General features: G+C 36.8%; 13 protein-coding genes, 1 tRNA gene and 1 pseudogene. 11 read left to right on the top strand and 4 right to left on the bottom strand.

The window, feature by feature from the left end; all coding sequences use genetic code 11:
* The first annotated feature begins 7 nt into the window (after positions 1-7).
* The 5 genes and pseudogenes from HC176_RS02105 (at position 8) to HC176_RS02085 (ending at position 7,377) form a co-directional block, all read left to right on the top strand.
* Positions 8-1,495 (top strand): sulfatase, encoded by a 1,488-nt coding sequence (locus HC176_RS02105; protein ID WP_167916532.1) that lies wholly within the window; start codon positions 8-10, stop codon positions 1,493-1,495.
* Between the two features lie 210 nt (positions 1,496-1,705).
* Positions 1,706-1,849, top strand: a pseudogene (locus HC176_RS02100) (transposase); the annotation flags it as partial.
* Positions 1,850-2,250: 401 nt separating this feature from the next.
* Positions 2,251-3,078 carry an SDR family oxidoreductase gene (locus tag HC176_RS02095; RefSeq protein ID WP_167916531.1) on the top strand — a complete coding sequence of 276 codons (828 nt, stop codon included), beginning with the start codon at positions 2,251-2,253 and terminating at the stop codon, positions 3,076-3,078.
* A gap of 20 nt (positions 3,079-3,098) precedes the next feature.
* Positions 3,099-4,286, top strand: a complete 1,188-nt coding sequence (uxuA, locus tag HC176_RS02090; RefSeq protein WP_167916530.1) for a mannonate dehydratase — start codon at positions 3,099-3,101, stop codon at positions 4,284-4,286.
* A gap of 1,072 nt (positions 4,287-5,358) precedes the next feature.
* On the top strand, positions 5,359-7,377 hold the full coding sequence (locus HC176_RS02085; RefSeq protein ID WP_167916529.1) for a protein-disulfide reductase DsbD family protein: 2,019 nt from the start codon (positions 5,359-5,361) through the stop codon (positions 7,375-7,377).
* A gap of 59 nt (positions 7,378-7,436) precedes the next feature.
* Here HC176_RS02085 and HC176_RS02080 read toward each other — a convergent pair whose 3' ends face one another.
* Both HC176_RS02080 and HC176_RS02075 read right to left on the bottom strand, forming a co-directional pair.
* A complete protein-coding gene (locus HC176_RS02080) occupies positions 7,437-9,008 on the bottom strand; it encodes a coiled-coil domain-containing protein (protein WP_167916528.1) in 1,572 nt (523 codons plus the stop codon).
* Positions 9,009-9,071: 63 nt separating this feature from the next.
* Positions 9,072-9,224 (bottom strand): SsrA-binding protein, encoded by a 153-nt coding sequence (locus HC176_RS02075; RefSeq protein WP_167916527.1) that lies wholly within the window; start codon positions 9,222-9,224, stop codon positions 9,072-9,074.
* Between the two features lie 627 nt (positions 9,225-9,851).
* Here HC176_RS02075 and HC176_RS02070 point away from each other — a divergent pair.
* Both HC176_RS02070 and HC176_RS02065 read left to right on the top strand, forming a co-directional pair.
* Entirely contained in the window at positions 9,852-10,796 is a 945-nt protein-coding gene (locus tag HC176_RS02070; RefSeq protein ID WP_167916526.1) for a calcium/sodium antiporter, read from the top strand.
* A 100-nt stretch (positions 10,797-10,896) separates the two neighbouring features.
* Positions 10,897-11,898, top strand: a complete 1,002-nt coding sequence (locus HC176_RS02065; protein ID WP_167916525.1) for an App1 family protein phosphatidate phosphatase — start codon at positions 10,897-10,899, stop codon at positions 11,896-11,898.
* Here the strand turns inward: HC176_RS02065 and HC176_RS02060 are convergent.
* Together HC176_RS02060 and HC176_RS02055 are read right to left on the bottom strand one after the other, a co-directional pair.
* Positions 11,895-12,509 carry a deoxynucleoside kinase gene (locus HC176_RS02060; protein WP_167916524.1) on the bottom strand — a complete coding sequence of 205 codons (615 nt, stop codon included), beginning with the start codon at positions 12,507-12,509 and terminating at the stop codon, positions 11,895-11,897. The genes HC176_RS02065 and HC176_RS02060 overlap by 4 nt on opposite strands.
* Positions 12,510-12,512: 3 nt before the next feature.
* A complete protein-coding gene (locus HC176_RS02055) occupies positions 12,513-13,292 on the bottom strand; it encodes a hypothetical protein (RefSeq protein ID WP_167916523.1) in 780 nt (259 codons plus the stop codon).
* A 114-nt stretch (positions 13,293-13,406) separates the two neighbouring features.
* On the opposite strand from HC176_RS02055, the gene HC176_RS02050 reads away from it, so the two are divergent.
* The 4 genes from HC176_RS02050 to HC176_RS02035 all read left to right on the top strand — a co-directional run bounded on the left by HC176_RS02050 (position 13,407) and on the right by HC176_RS02035 (position 18,082).
* A tRNA-Tyr gene (locus HC176_RS02050) sits at positions 13,407-13,489 on the top strand.
* A gap of 197 nt (positions 13,490-13,686) precedes the next feature.
* Entirely contained in the window at positions 13,687-15,327 is a 1,641-nt protein-coding gene (locus HC176_RS02045; protein WP_167916522.1) for a CTP synthase, read from the top strand.
* A gap of 83 nt (positions 15,328-15,410) precedes the next feature.
* Positions 15,411-17,303 carry a membrane protein insertase YidC gene (yidC, locus tag HC176_RS02040; RefSeq protein ID WP_167916521.1) on the top strand — a complete coding sequence of 631 codons (1,893 nt, stop codon included), beginning with the start codon at positions 15,411-15,413 and terminating at the stop codon, positions 17,301-17,303.
* 107 nt (positions 17,304-17,410) lie between these two features.
* Complete coding sequence (locus tag HC176_RS02035) at positions 17,411-18,082, top strand: toxin-antitoxin system YwqK family antitoxin (RefSeq protein WP_167916520.1); 672 nt, start codon at positions 17,411-17,413, stop codon at positions 18,080-18,082.
* The last annotated feature ends 65 nt before the right edge of the window (positions 18,083-18,147 follow it).

Here is an 18,147-nt window from a genome sequence, read left to right as displayed (position 1 = left end):
GAGAATTATGAAAAGAATACAATTGGTATTATTAGTTGCATTAGCCTTCATTTTTTCATGTAACAATAAAAAAAAGAAAGAAGCAAATGTTGAAGAATCTAAACCCAATATTTTATTTATAGCTGTTGATGATTTAAACAATATGATTGGGCCAATCGATAACTTTTCAAATGTAAAAACACCAAATTTTGATAGGTTGGCAAATATGGGGGTTACCTTTACCAATGCTCATGTTCAAGCGCCACTTTGTGGACCATCAAGAGCATCGATTATGACGGGGTTGCGCCCATCAACCACAGGTATTTACGGTATGGCTCCTGATAATGAAGTGCGTCGAGAGGGAAATCCGGCAACCAAGGGTATTACCTTTTTACCAGAGTATTTTGGACAAAACGGTTACCACACCATGGGTATTGGGAAGTTGTTTCACATTCATGCACCCGATAGCGTATTTCATGAATCTGGTGGTCGTGTTGCAGGTTTTGGGCCATTGCCTAAAAAACGATTTGTTTGGGATGGTTTTGGTAAAGGGATTAAAGGTGTACATGGAAAAACAAGTACAGATTGGGGTGCCTTTCCTGAAACTGATAGTTTGATGCCCGACCATGCTTCAGCAAATTGGGCTATTGAGCGTTTACAAAAAGATTATGACCAACCTTTCTTTTTAGGGGTTGGATTTTTACGCGTTCACGTTCCATTATATGTACCTCAAAAGTGGTTCGATTTATATCCTTTAGAAGCTATTGAAACACCGCCTTATAAAGCTGATGATTTGGCAGATATTCCTAATGTTGGTTTACAAATTAACGATTTACCCATGATGCCTACCACAAATTGGGCGATTGAAAGTGGTGAGTGGAAAAAAATTGTACAAGCCTATTTGGCCTGTATCAGTTTTGTAGATAACCAATTAGGGCGTGTTTTAGATGCTTTAGAAAATAGCAAATATGCAGATAACACCGTAATTGTCTTATGGTCAGACCACGGATATCGCTTAGGCGAAAAAGAAACCTTTGCCAAACATGGATTATGGGAAACCGCTACCAAAGCGCCATTAATGTTCGCGGCACCTAATTTGCCTAAAGGAAAAAAAATTGATGCGCCCGTTGAAATGTTATCTATTTATCCAACATTGTTGGAGTTAAGTGGGTTGCCTGCTTATAATAGAAATGAAGCTAAAAGCTTAGTGTCAATGATGACTAAGGATGAAGGTGTTGAAGACGCTCATGCATTAACAACTTATGGAATGAACAACCATGCGGTGAGAACCAATCAGTTTAGATACATTCAATATGAGGATGGTACTCAAGAATTATATGACCACAGTAACGACCCTAACGAGTGGACGAATGTTGCAGGAAACGAGAAGTACAGTGAAAAAATTGAGGAATTAAAGCAATTATTACCTGCTACAAATGTAAAATGGGATGAGAAATCTAAATATACATTTCAACCTTATTTTGTGGAGCAAAAGGCAAGAACTAGTGGTGAGTAATAAGATTGGAGTAGTTTAGTCAGCTCTAAATTTTAAAATTATAAATTGTAAAAAATAAACATGATAACATGTTTAAAATAAGTAGATATACTTTCATTTTACTTTTTGTATTGGTGTCCTGTAAAAATGAAAAGAAGCATACTAGAATTGCTACATTAGACTGGACAAAAAGTTGAGAGACTTTGTTTGCTAGTGGTTAATTTATCAATTATGAAAAAACGAGCCAGACACTACACACTAGAGTTTAAACAAAAAGCAGTGTAATTGAGTTATGCCAAAGATAATGTGGGGCAGGTCTGCAAAGACCTAGACATTTACCCCTCCGTTCTTTACCGCTGGCGCAGCGAGCTAAAGGTTACGATGGTTTGGTTAAACAATCCATGAGCCGCAAAGGCAATTGTTGGGACAATGCCGTGGCGGAATCGTTCTTTAAATCATTAAAGGTGGAATGGGGTTATGGGCACTACTACAAGCCAAGATCCGAAGCAGAAATTTAATGATTATAATTTAGTAAGCAACAAAGAAAGAAGGGCGATTGAATTATTTGGGGTATTTTAGCAGGTAATACCATTTATTATGTACTTTTGTAATTTACGAGTAAGTAAAAAAAGAGAGTATTATCATGATGTTTTTTTGGGAATGATGTAATGGAGTGGTGTTTAGTAGATAGCCATTTTTGGTAGTCGCCTAATATTTAAAATATGAATTAAGTTGTAATCTACATATAGTGATTTATAAAATAAAGTTAAAATTCAATGAGTAAAGTAGTAGTATTAACAGGAGCTGGAGGTGTTTTGTGCAGTACAATGGCCAAAGCTTTTGCCCAACAAGGACATAAAATAGCGGTCTTGGACTTGAAAAAAGAATCTGCTGACAAAGTAGCGAATGACATTGTTTCCGAAGGCGGAACAGCTATAGGTATAGCATCCAATGTTTTAGAGGTAGAGTCCTTAAAATTGGCAAAACAAGAGATTAATGAAAAGTTAGGTCTATGCGATATTTTAATTAACGGTGCAGGAGGGAACCACCCTTTAGGGACTACCACAAATCCACACTTGCTTGAAGAGGATATGGATAATAAAATAGAAGGGTTTAAAACCTTTTTTGATTTGGATCCTGCGGGCATAAAATTTGTTTTCGACTTGAATTTTATTGGTACATTATTGCCAACACAAGTCTTTGCAAAAGATATGGTTGGGCGCACAGGGTGCTCTGTATTAAATATTTCTTCAATGAACGCCTATACGCCTTTAACAAAAATACCAGCTTATAGTGCGGCTAAAGCGGCAGTTTCTAATTTCACCCAATGGTTGGCTGTTCATTTATCTAAAGTAGGAGTGCGGGTTAATGCTTTGGCTCCAGGCTTTTTCTTGACCGAACAAAATAGGGCGCTATTAACTAACCCAGACGGAAGCTTAACGCAAAGAGGACAACAAATTATAGATCAAACCCCAATGGGACGCTATGGAAAACCTGAAGATTTAGTAAGTACAACACTGTTTCTTTGCGACGATAATTCCTCGTTTGTTACCGGTGTGGTAATACCGATTGACGGAGGATTTTCTGCGTATAGTGGAGTGTAATTGAATTAATAGTATTATAAATGGAACAAACATGGAGATGGTACGGGCCAAAAGACCCCGTTTCCTTAAGCGATATAAAACAGGCCGGAGCAACAGGTATTGTTTCTGCTTTACATCATGTGCCAAATGGAGAGATTTGGACAATTGATGAAATTCAGAAAAGAAAAAAAACAATAGAAGCACATGGGCTTAGATGGAGTGTGGTGGAAAGTATACCTGTACATGAAAACATTAAAACACGCACAGGTCAATATGAATTCTTTATAGAGAACTATAAAAAAAGTATCGAAAATTTAGCTAGCTGTGGAATTGGAGTGGTATGTTACAATTTTATGCCGGTATTAGATTGGACACGTACAGATTTAGAATTCGAGGTAGAGGATGGTTCTAAAGCATTACGCTTTGATGTTATTGCATTTGCCGCTTTTGAATTGTATTTGCTAAAACGTCCGGGTGCTCAAGATTCCTATTCAGGAGATCAAAAAGCCCAAGCAAAAGCTTATTTAGAAAAGTGCTCTGAAGAAGAAAAGCGAAAATTAATCAATAACATAATAGCAGGACTTCCTGGAGCAGAAGAGGGGTATACTTTAGAGCAATTTCAAGGTATTTTGGATACCTACAAAGACATCGATGCCCAGAAATTGCGCGAAAATCTAGTAGACTTTTTAAAAGAAATCATTCCGGTCGCTACAAAAAACAATGTGCTGATGTGCATCCACCCAGATGATCCACCATATCCTATTTTAGGCTTGCCTAGGGTTGTAAGCACAGAAGAAGATTATGCTTATTTGTTTTCTCAGGTTCCTGATAGGTCTAATGGTATTACGTACTGTACTGGTTCGTTAGGGGTAAGAGCCGATAACGAATTGGTTAATATTTTTAAAAGGTTTGCTGATAGAGTTCATTTTTTACATCTAAGGAGTACCAAACGAGACGCTAATGGTAATTTTTATGAGGCCAATCATTTGGAAGGGGATGTTGATATGTTTAGCGTTGTAAAAGTAGTACTTCAGGAGGAGGCCAAGCGTACCGCAGCAGGAGCAAAAGACGCTAAAATACCAATGCGACCAGACCATGGTCATCAAATGTTGGATGATTTATCTAAAAAGACAAATCCAGGTTATTCTGGTATTGGAAGGTTAAGAGGATTGGCGGAATTAAGAGGGCTTGAAATGGGAATAGCGAAATTGTTGATCGATAGTAAATAAACATATTTTATTTAAGTCTAAAAGACCATCGTCTTTGATGGTAATTGTGTTTTAAAGGCTCTGACGTTTTTTAGGTTTACCATCTAAAACTTTTTAAGATGAGTAAATATAGAAAATTAATATATGTGTTATAAAGTGTGACTATCATATCGAATTCACGCCCAAATGTGTTTCCGAGTCCAAGAGACCATGGTAAAATCGCTCGGAAAATATAATTTACAAGTAAGCAGCACTTGAAAGGATGTCATTATTCAAGAAATGAACGTAAAAAAAGTCCATGTCCATTTAAATGAAAATCAAAGCCTCCGTTTTGAACGGAGGTTTTTTACTTAGGACAGGACCCTTGCCAGTAGAGGAATCGAGGAGAAAATGGAGTTGATCCTTTCGGTTTGAATTCTTCCATTCAGCTTTATCGTAACCTATTTCGGAAAGAAAAAACAGATTGTGGATTTTGTTTAGCAAAATAAAAGTCGAAATTTAAAAGTTGCATTTTCGGTTATGTTGTCCCGACAAAAGAGATAATAAAGCAAAAAAACTTGATATCTAAAACAAAAAAAACAGTAATTTTTTTGCTGTTTTTTTTGTGTCCATTTTTTGTTGCAAGCACAGATTAAACAGAAATTTGTTACTAAAACTTTATGCTTTAAAGATTTAAATCATTTTTTGTTAAAAATATTTGAATTAGTTACTCAAGTTTGAGCAAAAAAAATATTAGAGGGCTGGAAACAAGCCAGCTCTTTTTATTAAAAGTATCTTAAATAGAATGGTGCAGAATTTTAAATATTTATTTTTATACGTTAAACAATTAGAATCAGTGATGATGATTTAAGCAAAATAAGAACCAACTTTTTAAAGGAGCACGAACAGGCTAAAGATAAAAATGGATTCGATATGCAATTGTTGACGAATTATTTTAGGTTTAACGAAAATATAAACGCCCTTAAGCATTTTGAAGATATAGTAAAAAATGACCCCAAAAAACATTCAAAATATAGCAGAGAAAGTCCTCACCGATGGAACATCTTATGAAATGGAGTTTAAACCTAAACAATAATATATAAACCTACCAAATATGAAGAAGACAGTTGTGTTTTTTATGCTTTTAATGGCCTTAGTGGGCAAAGCCCAAATATTGGAGCCAGTAAAATGGGAAACATCAGTTGAGAAACTATCGGATTCAGAATTCAACTTAATAACAAAAGCACGAATTCCATCTGGTTTTCACCTGTATTCTCAGAATATATCAGATGGAGGGCCCATACCAACCTCGTTTATTTATGATGACAGTCAAGGTAATTTTAAAATTATTGGAAAGACCCAAGAGGAAGAAGGGCAAACGGTAAACGACCCAGTGTTTGAAATGGAAATTAAGTATTTTGAGAATACGGCCATTTTTAAGCAAAAAATAGAAATTATAGGAGAGGTTCCAAAAATTCAAGCGTTTGTAGAGTACATGATTTGTGATGATACCAGGTGCTCACCTCCCACTGAAGACGAGTTAGTTTTTCGTATTAGTGGTAGCTTATCAACAGATACGGGAACTTCTGAAAGTACAGAACCCGTAGATAATTCGGTAGCTAATAAAATGCTTTACGGAATAACCGCTGATGATATAAACAGGGCGGAAGCCAATTGTGCAGGAGAAAATGTAATGGTTCCGGAAGCCGATAGTAAAACAAAGTCATTATTGAGTATTTTTGGTTTAGGTTTTTTAGGGGGGCTGCTGGCTTTGTTAACTCCTTGTGTGTTTCCAATGATACCACTTACAGTTAGTTTTTTCACAAAAAAGAGTGGCAAGGGTAAATCGGCCGGAATTTCAAAAGCATTGCTTTATGGCTTTTTTATTTTTGCGGTGTACATACTTTTAAGTGTGCCTTTTCATTTATTGGATTCTGTAAATCCAGATATTTTAAATGAAGTATCCACCAACGTTTGGCTTAACATTGTTTTCTTTACCATATTCGTTTTTTTTGCTTTTTCGTTTTTCGGATATTACGAATTAACCTTACCGGCCAGTTGGATAAATAAAACTTCTAGAGGAGAGGATGCAGGTGGTTTAATAGGCATATTTTTCATGGCATTAACCTTGGCCATTGTATCGTTTTCGTGTACAGGCCCTATATTAGGGTCGCTACTGGCTGGTTCGTTAACTGCAGATGGAGGGGCTTGGCAGCTCACCGCAGGTATGGCTGGTTTTGGAGTGTCTTTGGGCTTGCCTTTCGCTTTATTTGCTATGTTTCCCAATATGATGAACGCGTTACCAAAATCAGGCGGATGGCTTAATACCACAAAAGTTATTTTAGGTTTTTTAGAGCTTGCATTGGCGTTTAAGTTTTTATCAAATGCCGATTTGGTTCAGCACTGGAGTTTGTTAAAAATAGAACCCTTTTTAATTATATGGATTGTTATTTTTGCCGGGTTGGCATTGTATCTCTTCGGAAAAATAAGGTTTCCGCACGATACGCCCATTAAAAAAATGTCTTTGGTAAGATTGGCAGGAGGGGTATTGGTGGCATCTTTTGTTATTTATCTGGCTTCTGGCTTTAGGTTTAATAAAGAAACGAACACCTTTACCTCGTTAACTTTGTTAAGTGGTTTGGCGCCGCCAGTTACTTATAGTTTTATTTATCCTCAAGATTGCCCCAATAATTTAGAGTGCTTTAAGGATTTAAAAACCGGTATCGCTTATGCACAAAAAGTAAATAAACCCATTATGTTGGATTTTACGGGATATGCTTGCGTTAATTGCAGAAAGATGGAAGAACACGTCTGGTCTGAAAAGCGCATCGATAATTATTTGCGGAATGATTATGTGCTAATTTCATTATATGTTGATGATAAAAAAGAGTTGCCTCAAGAGCAGCAAATATTGGTAAACCGAATTAATGGAGGGAAAAGAAAATTGGAAAACTACGGACATAAATGGGCCAATTTTCAAACCCAATATTTTCAGACCAACTCACAGCCTTACTATGTGCTTTTAAACCCCGATGGCACTAAAATATTAAATGAACCTGTAGGGTATATGCCTAACGAAAACGATTATGCTAAATTCTTGGAATGTGGACTCGAGGTTTTTGAAGCACTTTAGAATCAATAAGACTTTAAAATAGCTAGTTGATTTTCATAATGAAAAATAAACTGTCGTTATTAAAAATCAATTTCCAAGCAGTGCAGCTTATCAATAAAAAAGTACTTATCTGTAATATCGGTAATTTCTGTTGACGATTTGGTGCCGCGTAATAAAATCGATTTAATTGGCGAGTTTTGTAATTGCGCAATTTGCGATGTGGATATGCGTCCCTTAAAAGAAAAATTCCCGCATTCAACACCCCAAGAATGATAAAAGGAAACGGTTTGGTTGTTTTCCAACCTAACCTTTACACTCGAACGGTTGTGCGACATGTAGCTGGCACACCCTAAGCTTTCGGATAGATTAAAAAAGACGTTCAATTTTCTGCCATGCCTGTATAATTCTATATTTAAGTTTTTACTAAGCGAATAAGGCTCGGTTTGTATGTTTTTTATTTTGTAAAAGTCGTCGTATTCGTTAATCAAGTAATTGCACGAAGTACTTCGGGTAGCTTCTTTGGGCGCAGGTTTACTGGTTTCTTTTGGTTCGACAGTAACTGCGGTTTTTTGTTCTTCTTCAATTTTTAACTGCGTTTCGTGCTCTGCCTTGGCTTTGGAGAGGTATTCCTGACTTTTTAATTTCTGAAGTTTTTTTCTTTCCGCTTCAACCTTCGCAACGGAATCCAGTCGTTGTTTTTCCAATAATGCCAAACGTTTTTGTTCTTCGGCCTTGGCGATGGAATCTCTTTTTCTTTGAGCCGCAATAGCCTTGCGAACAATTTCTTCAATTTTAGCAATGGAATCGGCTTTTTTCTGTGCCAAGATTTTCAGCCTCTCGGTTTCATTGATTTTCGCTAATGAATCCTTTTTCCGTTGGGCAATCAATGCTAATCGCTTTTGCTCTTCAACTTTGGCGATGGAGTCCAATCGCTGCTTTTCGAGAAGCACCAATCGCTGTTGTTCTTTGATTTCTTCAATTGAATCGGCACTTTTCTGTGCTAAGATTTTCAGCCTTGCGGTCTCTTTGATTTTCGCTAGTGAATCCTTTTCCCGTTGGGCAATCAATGCTAATCGCTTTTGCTCTTCAACTTTGGCGATGGAGTCTAATCGCTGCTTTTCTAGAAGTGCCAACCGTTGTTGTTCTTTGATTTCTGCAATGGAATCGGCTTTTTTCTGTGCCAAGAGTTCCAATCTTTCAATCTCTTTGATTTTCGCTAAGGAATCCCTTTTCCGTTGGGCAATCAGTGCTAATCGTTTTTGTTCTTCAACTTTTGCAATGGAATCCCGGGTTTTTTCCGAGTCTTGAGCCAAGTCATTTTCTTTCTGCTTTCTTTCTTCAATGGCTCGTTGTTTGGCTTCGTCTTGAAAAGCATAGTAAAGGTCCATCATGCCTTCGTTAACTTCAAGGTCATCAACCGAAACATATCCTGTTTTTCCTTTATACCTAATTTTGTAAATGTCTTTTCCTAAATATTCAAGAACAATACAAATGTCGTTTTGGTTGAATTCGGCAATGGTTTCAGAAAAATCATTTTGATGTTTAGATAAAAAACCATTCTGATAAAATGTTGTGCGTACCGTTTTCTTCTGTGCATTTAAATTCGGAACAAAAAACAGCGAACAAACAAAAAGGACGATAATTTTATGCATAGGTTTTAGATAGGATTTGGGCTAATGCTTACAGCATAATGAAACTTAAACACTCAAAGGTAGCTAATCTAGCGCATTTTTGGTAACATACCAACGCCAACCAATAATTGCCATTTGTAGCTTTGTAGCTTTCGATAGGTCCAATTGTCGTTTTGAATAGCTTGGCAAGATAGCTTTGTTGACTTTTGCCAATAATTTAAAAACTTGTTTCTTCATGTTGCTTTTTTTGTCTTTAATAAAGACGAAGCAGCATTTAAGTTGCCTTATTAAAAATGTGCAGAGACCTAAAATGATGCTTGCTTTTACAAAAATAGTAAAACTTATTCTAGACTAAGTTTTAAATATTTTAAGTTAAATAATTGAAATGATGTAAAGAATTATTCCGATTAATAGTTTGGCAAGTGTCATCATACTTTTTAGGTTTTAAAGGTTAGTTTACAAACGCTTTTTTGTTTGTGTTTTTTGAAGATATGGGTTTGCCAAGCTGTTTGCCAAATGTTTTGATTATAATCGATGAATTTGAATGCTGGTTTGTAAGTGGATAAATAATTTTAGTTTGAAAAAGAAATAGTGTCTCTTTAATTTGGTTTATAAATGAAATAAAGAATGATTCAATCTTTAAATTTTGAAATATATCAAGGCTGTTTTTTCGACTAGTTTAAAAAATCAAGGGGTATTTTATTTTTAGAAAGACGTTTTTGGCCCAATTCATCTTTTTCGGACTTTGCAACAGACAAGTTTTTCTTAATGTGTTTGAAACTGAAAATTAAGCAAAAAACTAAAATTCGTATTCTTAAACAGATTTAGAAATTTAGTTTCAATTATATTCGCAAAAAAATATCTATGAGTCTGTTATTAGTAATCCTCGGGTTTGTTTTATTGGTTGTTGGTGGCGAATTTTTGGTGCGTTCTTCGGTAGCATTGTCATTTAAGTTCAATATTTCAAAAATGGTTATAGGGATGACGGTAGTTTCTTTTGCTACTTCGGCTCCGGAATTGTTGGTGAGTCTTCAGGCAGCTTTATCCGGTTCGCCAGCCATTGCCATAAATAACGTTGTGGGATCCAATATTGCCAATATTGGACTGGTTTTGGGGGTGACAGCCATGGTTGGCGCCATAGCGGTCGACTCATCTTTTTATAAGCTTAACTGGCCAGTGATGATGGTGTTTTCCATAGTGCTTTATTATTTTTTGTTTAATGACAGTTTACTTTCAACGTTTGAAGGTGCTATTTTATTTGTTGGTTTGCTGGTGTTTTTGACGGTTCTCATTAAGAATGCCAAAAAATATGCTGAAGTAGAAGAAGTGGACGAAACCTTGGCTATCGTATCGAATTTTAAAATAATGCTTTGGTTGCTCATTGGTGCTTTTGCTTTATATTTTGGTAGCGAGTGGCTGGTTGATGGCTCGAAGGATATAGCGCGTTCCATTGGTGTAAGTGAAGCTGTTATAGGCGTGTCCTTAATTGCCATTGGTACCAGCGTGCCAGAATTGGCGGCTTCGGTTATTGCGGCGGCCAAGCAGGAAAAGGCCATTTCGTTGGGTAATTTAATTGGCTCAAATATCTTTAATATCGGTTCTGTTTTGGGGTTAACGTCTTTGGTAAAACCCATTCCGGTTACCGAGCCTCAAATATTAACCAACGATTTATTCTGGATGCTCGGTTTCGCCGCACTATTATTGCCTATGGTATTTTTACCACAACGCATGCAAATAACCAGAACCAAAGGTTTTGTACTGGTATTGGGCTACGGTGTGTTCATGTTTTTAGTATTTACTCTCAAGTAACTTTTCAAGTTTGCTTGCCGAAGGGATTTAGTTTTTCTGAATTTGTTTATTTTAGACTGCATTATAGTAGCACTTAAAACGATACAGCAAATTTTAAGGAATGTTTAAAAAAGACCCACTTCAAATTATTGCGTATCAAACTTATGGCACCTCCACTCGTTTGTATTTGCGGGGAAGAGCTTTAGAGGATGAAAATATAGACCTCGAAAAGAAAGGAGCGTTTAAATTGCTCGTTAATGCATGGAAACGGTTTGAGACTGATGAAATAAAACATACCAAAATTAGGGTAAAGCTCGGAGACGATAAATTCTTTTATGCCAAAACCAACCACCGAGGCTATTTTCTTTTGGATGAACGCGTAGAAAACTTAAAAGATTATATAAATGCTGAAGGTTGGGTGAAGTTAGAGTTTTCGTTTGAAGCCCAAAAATTAAAACGAACCATACAGTTAGGCAACCGTTTTCCGGGTGAAATGCTTATACCATCCCAAAATAGTTCCTTTGGAGTTATCAGTGACATTGACGATACCATTTTGCACACTGGGCTAGTGTCCATTTTAAAATGGCGAGTACTTATCAATACGTTTTTAACATCGGCGGGAAGACGATTGGCTTTGGAGGGTACTCCCGAATTTTATCATCTGTTGCATCGCGGAAAAACGAGACAGGAAACCAATCCCATATTTTATGTAAGCCACAGCCCGTGGAATTTGTACAGATATTTGGAATATTTTCTGAAGAAGAATAATTTTCCCAAAGGCCCCATTATTTTAAGAAGTTTTCCGAAACCATTTTCAAAAAAGGTAAAAGGGGAGAAGCCCCAAAAACAAAAGGAAATTCTAAATCTTTTAAAAACCTATCCGAAGCTAAAATTCATCTTAATTGGCGATAGCGGCGAGCACGATCCCGATATTTATATGGAAATTGCCAATGCATATCCAGAAAATGTCATGGCTATTTATTTACGTACTGTAAACCACAAGTCTAAAATGCAGCGCGTAAAATCACTTTATAAAAACTATACTGTTTCTCCCGTCCTCTTGGTGGAAAATAGTGAGGAAGCCATAGCTCATGCTAAAAAGCATGGTTTTATTGCATCTTAAAAGAGGCCGTTAATTTCGGCATCAATAGTGTTGATTACATATCCTAAATCTTCAGGATTATCAACAAAATTCAAATTATCCACATCAATAATTAACAGTTTACCTTTGTCGTAGCCATGAATCCAAGCTTCATACCTTTCGTTCAATCGGCTTAAATAATCAATACTAATAGAGTTTTCGTAATCGCGACCACGCTTTTGTATTTGCGAAACTAAATTAGGAATAGAGCTGCGCAGATAAATCAGAACGTCAGGCCCTTGAACCAAAGATTGCATCAAATCGAAAAGCGACGAGTAGTTTTCAAAATCCCGATTGGTCATTAAACCCATGGCGTGCAGGTTCGGGGCAAAAATATGGGCATCTTCATAAATAGTACGATCTTGAATGATGTCCTTTCCACTTTGTCTAATCTGCAACACTTGCCTAAAACGACTGTTAAGGAAATACACTTGTAAATTAAAACTCCATCGTGCCATTTGGTTGTAAAAATCGTCTAAGTACGGGTTGTCCACAACATCTTCCAATTGGGCTTCCCATTTGTAGTGTTTGGCAAGAAGTTTGGTTAAAGTGGTTTTTCCGGCACCAATATTTCCGGCAACAGCAATATGCATGGTTTAAAGGATTTTTAGTTGCAATTTATACAGCGTTTCGCTGTCGTAAATATACAAGGTTTCATTGGTAAGCGAAAACCCCTTTATCGATAAATGCGGAATTTTTATTTCCTGTGGGGTTATGCTATCGGCTTTTAAAAAGAATAGGGAATTATTTTGTTTAAACACTAGATTTTCTCCCGAAACGTCAATAGAAGTGAAACCCGTATTTTTTGTTTTGTGCACCAGCGAACCAAAATAATTGTATACATAAAGGTAGTTTTGGGTAAGCAGCCAACAATAATTATAATTACTCTTAAGGTCTAAAACAGGGCTTTGAACAGGGGCAGTCTGTGCTCTGGTGCTGTTGTTCTTATAGTCGAAAAGTTCTAATTTTTGCAAATCTTGGTTGAAAATCCAAATGGAATTATCGAACCCGGTTGAAACATGGCTTACATTTTTATAAGGAGAAACGGAGTTGAAATCAATCTTAAAGATTTCTGCCATTCGGTTGTCCAAAATAATAACTGTGTTGAAGTCTTTATAAAATAAATTAATTTTTAACGGGTTGAAGGCATCGGCCGAGTAAAGTGGCCCTAATTGTAGGTTGTTGTAAGATAGCTTGTTTTCTGGTGTTTTTTTGTAAAACACGTTTTGGTGGGCAAAATAGGTGATGCCAAAATTGTCAATAGCGATTAAGTGGTCTAATGTTATCTCGGTAGAATCAATAACTGTGGCATCAATGTGTTCTTGGGAAAAACCAAAAAAAGCAAAAAAGCATATAAAATGAAGAAAATGTTTCATGGGTACCAAATTTACAAAAACCAAGCCACTACAGCCGTTGCACTAAATTTTATAAAAATAGTATCTTTTTTGTTTGCAGAATAAATAAACAATAATATATTTGCGCTCGGTTTTGGGGAGATACTCAAGCGGCCAACGAGGACAGACTGTAAATCTGTTGTTTTTTAACTTCGCAGGTTCGAATCCTGCTCTCCCCACAAAAGCAAGTTCAAAACGGACTTGCTTTTTTATTTTTATTGGTTTTAATGTTTTGAAAAACAGCGTTTTTTGGTGTTTTATGGCGTATCAAATACCGTTATGAAATGTTGTTAACAACTCCTCTTTAAATAACTAAAAAACATTTCGGCATTAACTGTTTTAATTTTGTAAATTTGCCTGCGTTTATAAGCGCATCATGACAAGTACAGCAAAATATATCTTCGTAACCGGCGGGGTTACGTCATCACTAGGAAAAGGTATTATAGCCGCATCGTTGGCAAAACTATTACAGGCCCAAGGTTACCGGGTTACCATTCAAAAATTAGACCCTTATATTAATGTCGATCCGGGTACACTTAACCCTTACGAGCATGGCGAATGTTATGTAACCGAAGATGGGGCCGAAACCGATTTGGATTTAGGCCATTACGAGCGCTTTCTTAACCGACCTACTAGTCAGGCCAATAACGTAACAACAGGACGCATTTACCAGAGCGTTATTCAAAAAGAACGTCGTGGCGAGTTTTTGGGCAAAACTGTTCAAGTTGTTCCTCATATTACCGATGAAATTAAAGAACGTATCCAAATCCTTGGAAAATCTGGGAAATACGATATCGTAATTACTGAAATTGGGGGAACCGTAGGTGATATTGAATCGTTACCGTACGTTGAGGCCGTTCGCCAATTACGTTGGGATTTGGGTGATAATAACGGTATAGTTATCCACCTTACCTTAGTGCCGTATCTTTCGGCTGCGGGCGAATTAAAAACCAAACCAACCCAACACAGTGTTAAAACCTTGATGGAGAGTGGGGTGCAAGCCGATATTTTAGTTTGTAGAACCGAACACAATTTACCTTCAGATTTAAGAAGAAAATTGGCCTTGTTCTGTAACGTTAAGGAAGATGCCGTTATTCAATCTATAGATGCTTCAACCATTTACGATGTTCCTAACTTAATGTTGGAAGAAGGACTTGATAAAGTGGTGCTAAGAAAGCTGGATTTAGAATGTACAAAACCAGATATAGACCAATGGAACCAATTCTTGAAGCGTCATAAAAACCCAAAAAACGAAATTACCATTGGATTAATTGGTAAGTATGTAGAGTTACAAGATTCTTATAAATCGATTTTGGAAGCCTTTATTCACGCTGGTGCTGAAAACGAGGTGAAGGTGAATATAGAATCAGTGCATTCAGAGTATATTAATCAAGATAATGCCGAGTTAAAACTTGGTCATTTAGATGGAGTATTGGTGGCACCAGGATTTGGCGAACGTGGTATTGAAGGAAAAATTGATGCGGTAAGATATGTGCGCGAAAACAATGTGCCATTTTTAGGGATTTGTCTTGGTATGCAAATGGCGGTTATCGAGTTTGCCAGAAACGTATTAAATATAAAAGACGCCGATTCGGTTGAAATAAATGCCGAAACCGAAAACCCAGTAATCGCCCTAATGGAAGACCAAAAAACCGTAGAGGATAAAGGTGGTACCATGCGTTTAGGGGCTTGGGCATGCGATTTAAAAATAGGCAGTAAAGTACGCGATATATACAAATCTGAAAGTATTGCCGAGCGCCACAGACACCGTTATGAATTTAACGGCGATTATAAAGAGCAGTTTGAGGCTGCTGGAATGAAAGCCACAGGATTAAATCCAGATACTGGCTTGGTAGAAATTGTAGAACTGCAAGATCACCCTTGGTTTGTGGGCGTTCAATATCACCCAGAATATAAGAGTACCGTGGCCAATCCGCATCCGCTATTCGTGGCTTTTGTAAAGGCTGCTCTTAGTAGCAAGAAAAAAAAGAATGCCACAGTGTCACAAAACAAATAAATGGTTAGTTTTTTGATTTAACAAAACGATATTAAAAAAGGCCTGGCTGGTTTTCATAACTGGTCAGGTCTAAACATTAAACAATGGAAGAAAAAAAGTTAGATATCAATTCGATTATTGGGTTCATCCTAATTTTTGGAATATTAGCCTATATGCTTTGGCAAAACCAACCTACTCCAGAAGAGTTGGAGGCCCAAGAAAAAGCCAAGCAAGAACAAGTTGAAGCCGAGAAAAAGGCCAAAGAACAGCAACAAAATGTAGCAAATACCAATACTGATTTCGTAGTGGGTTCTGGGTTGGATTCATTGCAGCAAGTGCAATTGAAAAATAAGTTGGGCGCGTTTGCGTATTCGGCCATGCAATCGTCCGAAGGCGAAACTTTGGTTGAAACCGATTTATTGGCTTTAAAATTCAGTCATAAAGGAGGTGTGCTTTCAGAAGTTAAATTGAAGAAGTTTGTAGATTTTAATGCCGATCCTATTTATTTGGTAAAAGATAACAACGCAGCATTCAATATTAATTTCGGAACGACGGACAGCCGCGTATTGAATACACAAGATTTGCCTTTTGTGCCTTCGGTTACCAAAAATGGTGATTTAACCGTGGTTTCCATGAAATTGAAAGTTTCTGAAACTAAGTTTTTGGAATACCGTTATGAGCTGAAAGATAATGATTATATGATGGGCTTTACGGTGCGTTCGCAAGGACTTTCGGATGTTATTAACAGTTCGCAGCAAATTGATTTAGACTGGAAACTAAAGGGTTACCGTCATGCCAAAAGTATTTCGTACGAAAATCGGTATACCGATATTCATTACGAATACGAAGATGGTAAGGATGATTATACCGGTGCTCGCGATGCCGATGAAACTATTGAAGACGTATCGTGGATTGGCTATAAGCAGCATTTCTTCACTTCGGTATTATTAACAGATACACCGTTTAAAAGGGCTCATTTAACAGCGCAGAATTTGGTTGACGATGAAGCTGTCGATACGGTTTACACCAAATTGTTCACCTCTAAAATTCCGTTGGAATTGCAAGGCGGTGAAATTAACCAAAGTATGGATTGGTACTATGGGCCCAGTGATTTTGAAGTGCTTAATGCTTACGACAGAAACCTTGATGAAATTGTACCGTTTGGCTGGGGTATTTTCGGTTGGATAAACCGTTATGTGTTTATGCCGTTGTTTGCCTTTTTAGGTAGTTTTATGCCTTACGGAATCGCCATTGTGGTGATGACTATTTTGGTGAAAATCTGTCTGTCATTCGTACAGTACAAGCAGTTTTTGTCGCAGGCTAAAATGAAGATTTTGAAGCCAGAGTTAGACGAAATTCGCGAAAAGTACAAAAACAACAAAATGAAGGCGCAACAAGAAACTTTGGCCTTGCAAACCAAAGCAGGAGCAAGCCCTATGGCGGGTTGTTTGCCAGCGTTGATTCAGTTGCCGGTGTTTTATGCCTTATTCCAGTTTTTCCCTTCGGCATTCGATTTAAGACAAAAAAGTTTCCTTTGGGCAGACGATTTATCATCTTACGATGTGATAGCCAACCTTCCGTTCAATATTCCGTTTTACGGTAATCACGTGAGTTTGTTCCCTATTTTGGCATCTATCGCTATTTTCTTTTATATGCGATTAACCACCGGGCAAAACGTACAGGCGCAACCACAACAGGAAGGCATGCCCGATATGGCTAAAATGATGAAATACATGATGTACTTCTCGCCAATAATGATGTTGTTTTTCTTTAACAATTACGCATCTGGTTTGAGTTTGTACTATTTCATTTCAAACTTAATTAGTATAGGAATCATCTTGGTGATCAAGAATTTTATTTTGGACGAGGATAAGATTCACGCTCAAATCCAAGAGAAAAAGAAGCAACCTAAAAAACAAAACCGTTTCCAGAAGAAAATGGCCGAAATGATGGAGCAGGCCGAGCAACAAAAACAGATGCAAAATAGACGGAAATAGTTTTTTATTTAAATTTCAACTGAAAAGCTGTCATAACTTCATGTTGGCAGCTTTTTTGTTATAAGAAAGTTTCAAATTACACGTTACTAATCAAAAATGAAATCCACATGAAAGTTATATACGGTTTGTTAATCTTTTTAGTCTTTACGTCCGTTTCCATGGCTCAAAACTTTAATCAATTTGATGCTAACGGCAAACGCCACGGCAAATGGCAAAAAAAATATGAAGGTACCGACGTGTTAAGGTACGAGGGGGAATTTTTTCATGGTAAGGAAATAGGGCTTTTTAAATTCTATAAAAATTATAAGAACAGAGCGGTTTTATCAGCCACAAAACAGTTTAATCCAGAAAACGAATTAGCTGAAGTAAAGTTTTTTACTTCTAGTGGGAAATTGGTGGGTGAAGGAAAAATGGATGGGAAAACTTATGTCGGCACTTGGAAATATTATCAAAAAAATAATGAGAACCTTTTAACGTTGGAGCATTATAATGATAAAGGGCAACTGGATGGAGAACGTTTTGTGTATTATCCAAATGAACAAGTGGCCGAAAAACAAAATTATGTAGCGGGAAAACTTCATGGTGAGTCGGTGTGGTATTCTGAAAACAATGTTATTGTAAAATCGTATCACTACGAAAATGGAGAGTTGCACGGACCTGCAAAATTTTTCAATAAAAAGGGCGAGTTGATTTGTGAAGGCAACTACAAAAATTCTGAAAAACATGGGGTTTGGAAATATTACGAAAATGGTAATTTGGCCAAACAAGAAACGTTTTGAACTAAAAAAACTCCTTAAATAATTAAGGAGTTTTTCATTCATAGCACTTTTTTTAACTAACCAAC

It is taken from the genome of Tamlana crocina (genome assembly GCF_012037625.1).
This window is presented reverse-complemented; position numbering and strand designations above follow the sequence as displayed.

What these genes read in the sequence shown, in the direction of transcription:
- HC176_RS02105 (WP_167916532.1), top strand. Translation starts at nt 8, where the DNA reads ATGAAAAGAATACAATTGGTATTATTAGTTGCATTAGCCTTCATTTTT.
- HC176_RS02095 (WP_167916531.1), top strand. Translation starts at nt 2,251, where the DNA reads ATGAGTAAAGTAGTAGTATTAACAGGAGCTGGAGGTGTTTTGTGCAGT.
- uxuA (WP_167916530.1), top strand. Translation starts at nt 3,099, where the DNA reads ATGGAACAAACATGGAGATGGTACGGGCCAAAAGACCCCGTTTCCTTA.
- HC176_RS02085 (WP_167916529.1), top strand. Translation starts at nt 5,359, where the DNA reads ATGAAGAAGACAGTTGTGTTTTTTATGCTTTTAATGGCCTTAGTGGGC.
- HC176_RS02080 (WP_167916528.1), bottom strand. Translation starts at nt 9,008, where the DNA reads ATGCATAAAATTATCGTCCTTTTTGTTTGTTCGCTGTTTTTTGTTCCG.
- HC176_RS02075 (WP_167916527.1), bottom strand. Translation starts at nt 9,224, where the DNA reads ATGAAGAAACAAGTTTTTAAATTATTGGCAAAAGTCAACAAAGCTATC.
- HC176_RS02070 (WP_167916526.1), top strand. Translation starts at nt 9,852, where the DNA reads ATGAGTCTGTTATTAGTAATCCTCGGGTTTGTTTTATTGGTTGTTGGT.
- HC176_RS02065 (WP_167916525.1), top strand. Translation starts at nt 10,897, where the DNA reads ATGTTTAAAAAAGACCCACTTCAAATTATTGCGTATCAAACTTATGGC.
- HC176_RS02060 (WP_167916524.1), bottom strand. Translation starts at nt 12,509, where the DNA reads ATGCATATTGCTGTTGCCGGAAATATTGGTGCCGGAAAAACCACTTTA.
- HC176_RS02055 (WP_167916523.1), bottom strand. Translation starts at nt 13,292, where the DNA reads ATGAAACATTTTCTTCATTTTATATGCTTTTTTGCTTTTTTTGGTTTT.
- HC176_RS02045 (WP_167916522.1), top strand. Translation starts at nt 13,687, where the DNA reads ATGACAAGTACAGCAAAATATATCTTCGTAACCGGCGGGGTTACGTCA.
- yidC (WP_167916521.1), top strand. Translation starts at nt 15,411, where the DNA reads ATGGAAGAAAAAAAGTTAGATATCAATTCGATTATTGGGTTCATCCTA.
- HC176_RS02035 (WP_167916520.1), top strand. Translation starts at nt 17,411, where the DNA reads ATGAAAGTTATATACGGTTTGTTAATCTTTTTAGTCTTTACGTCCGTT.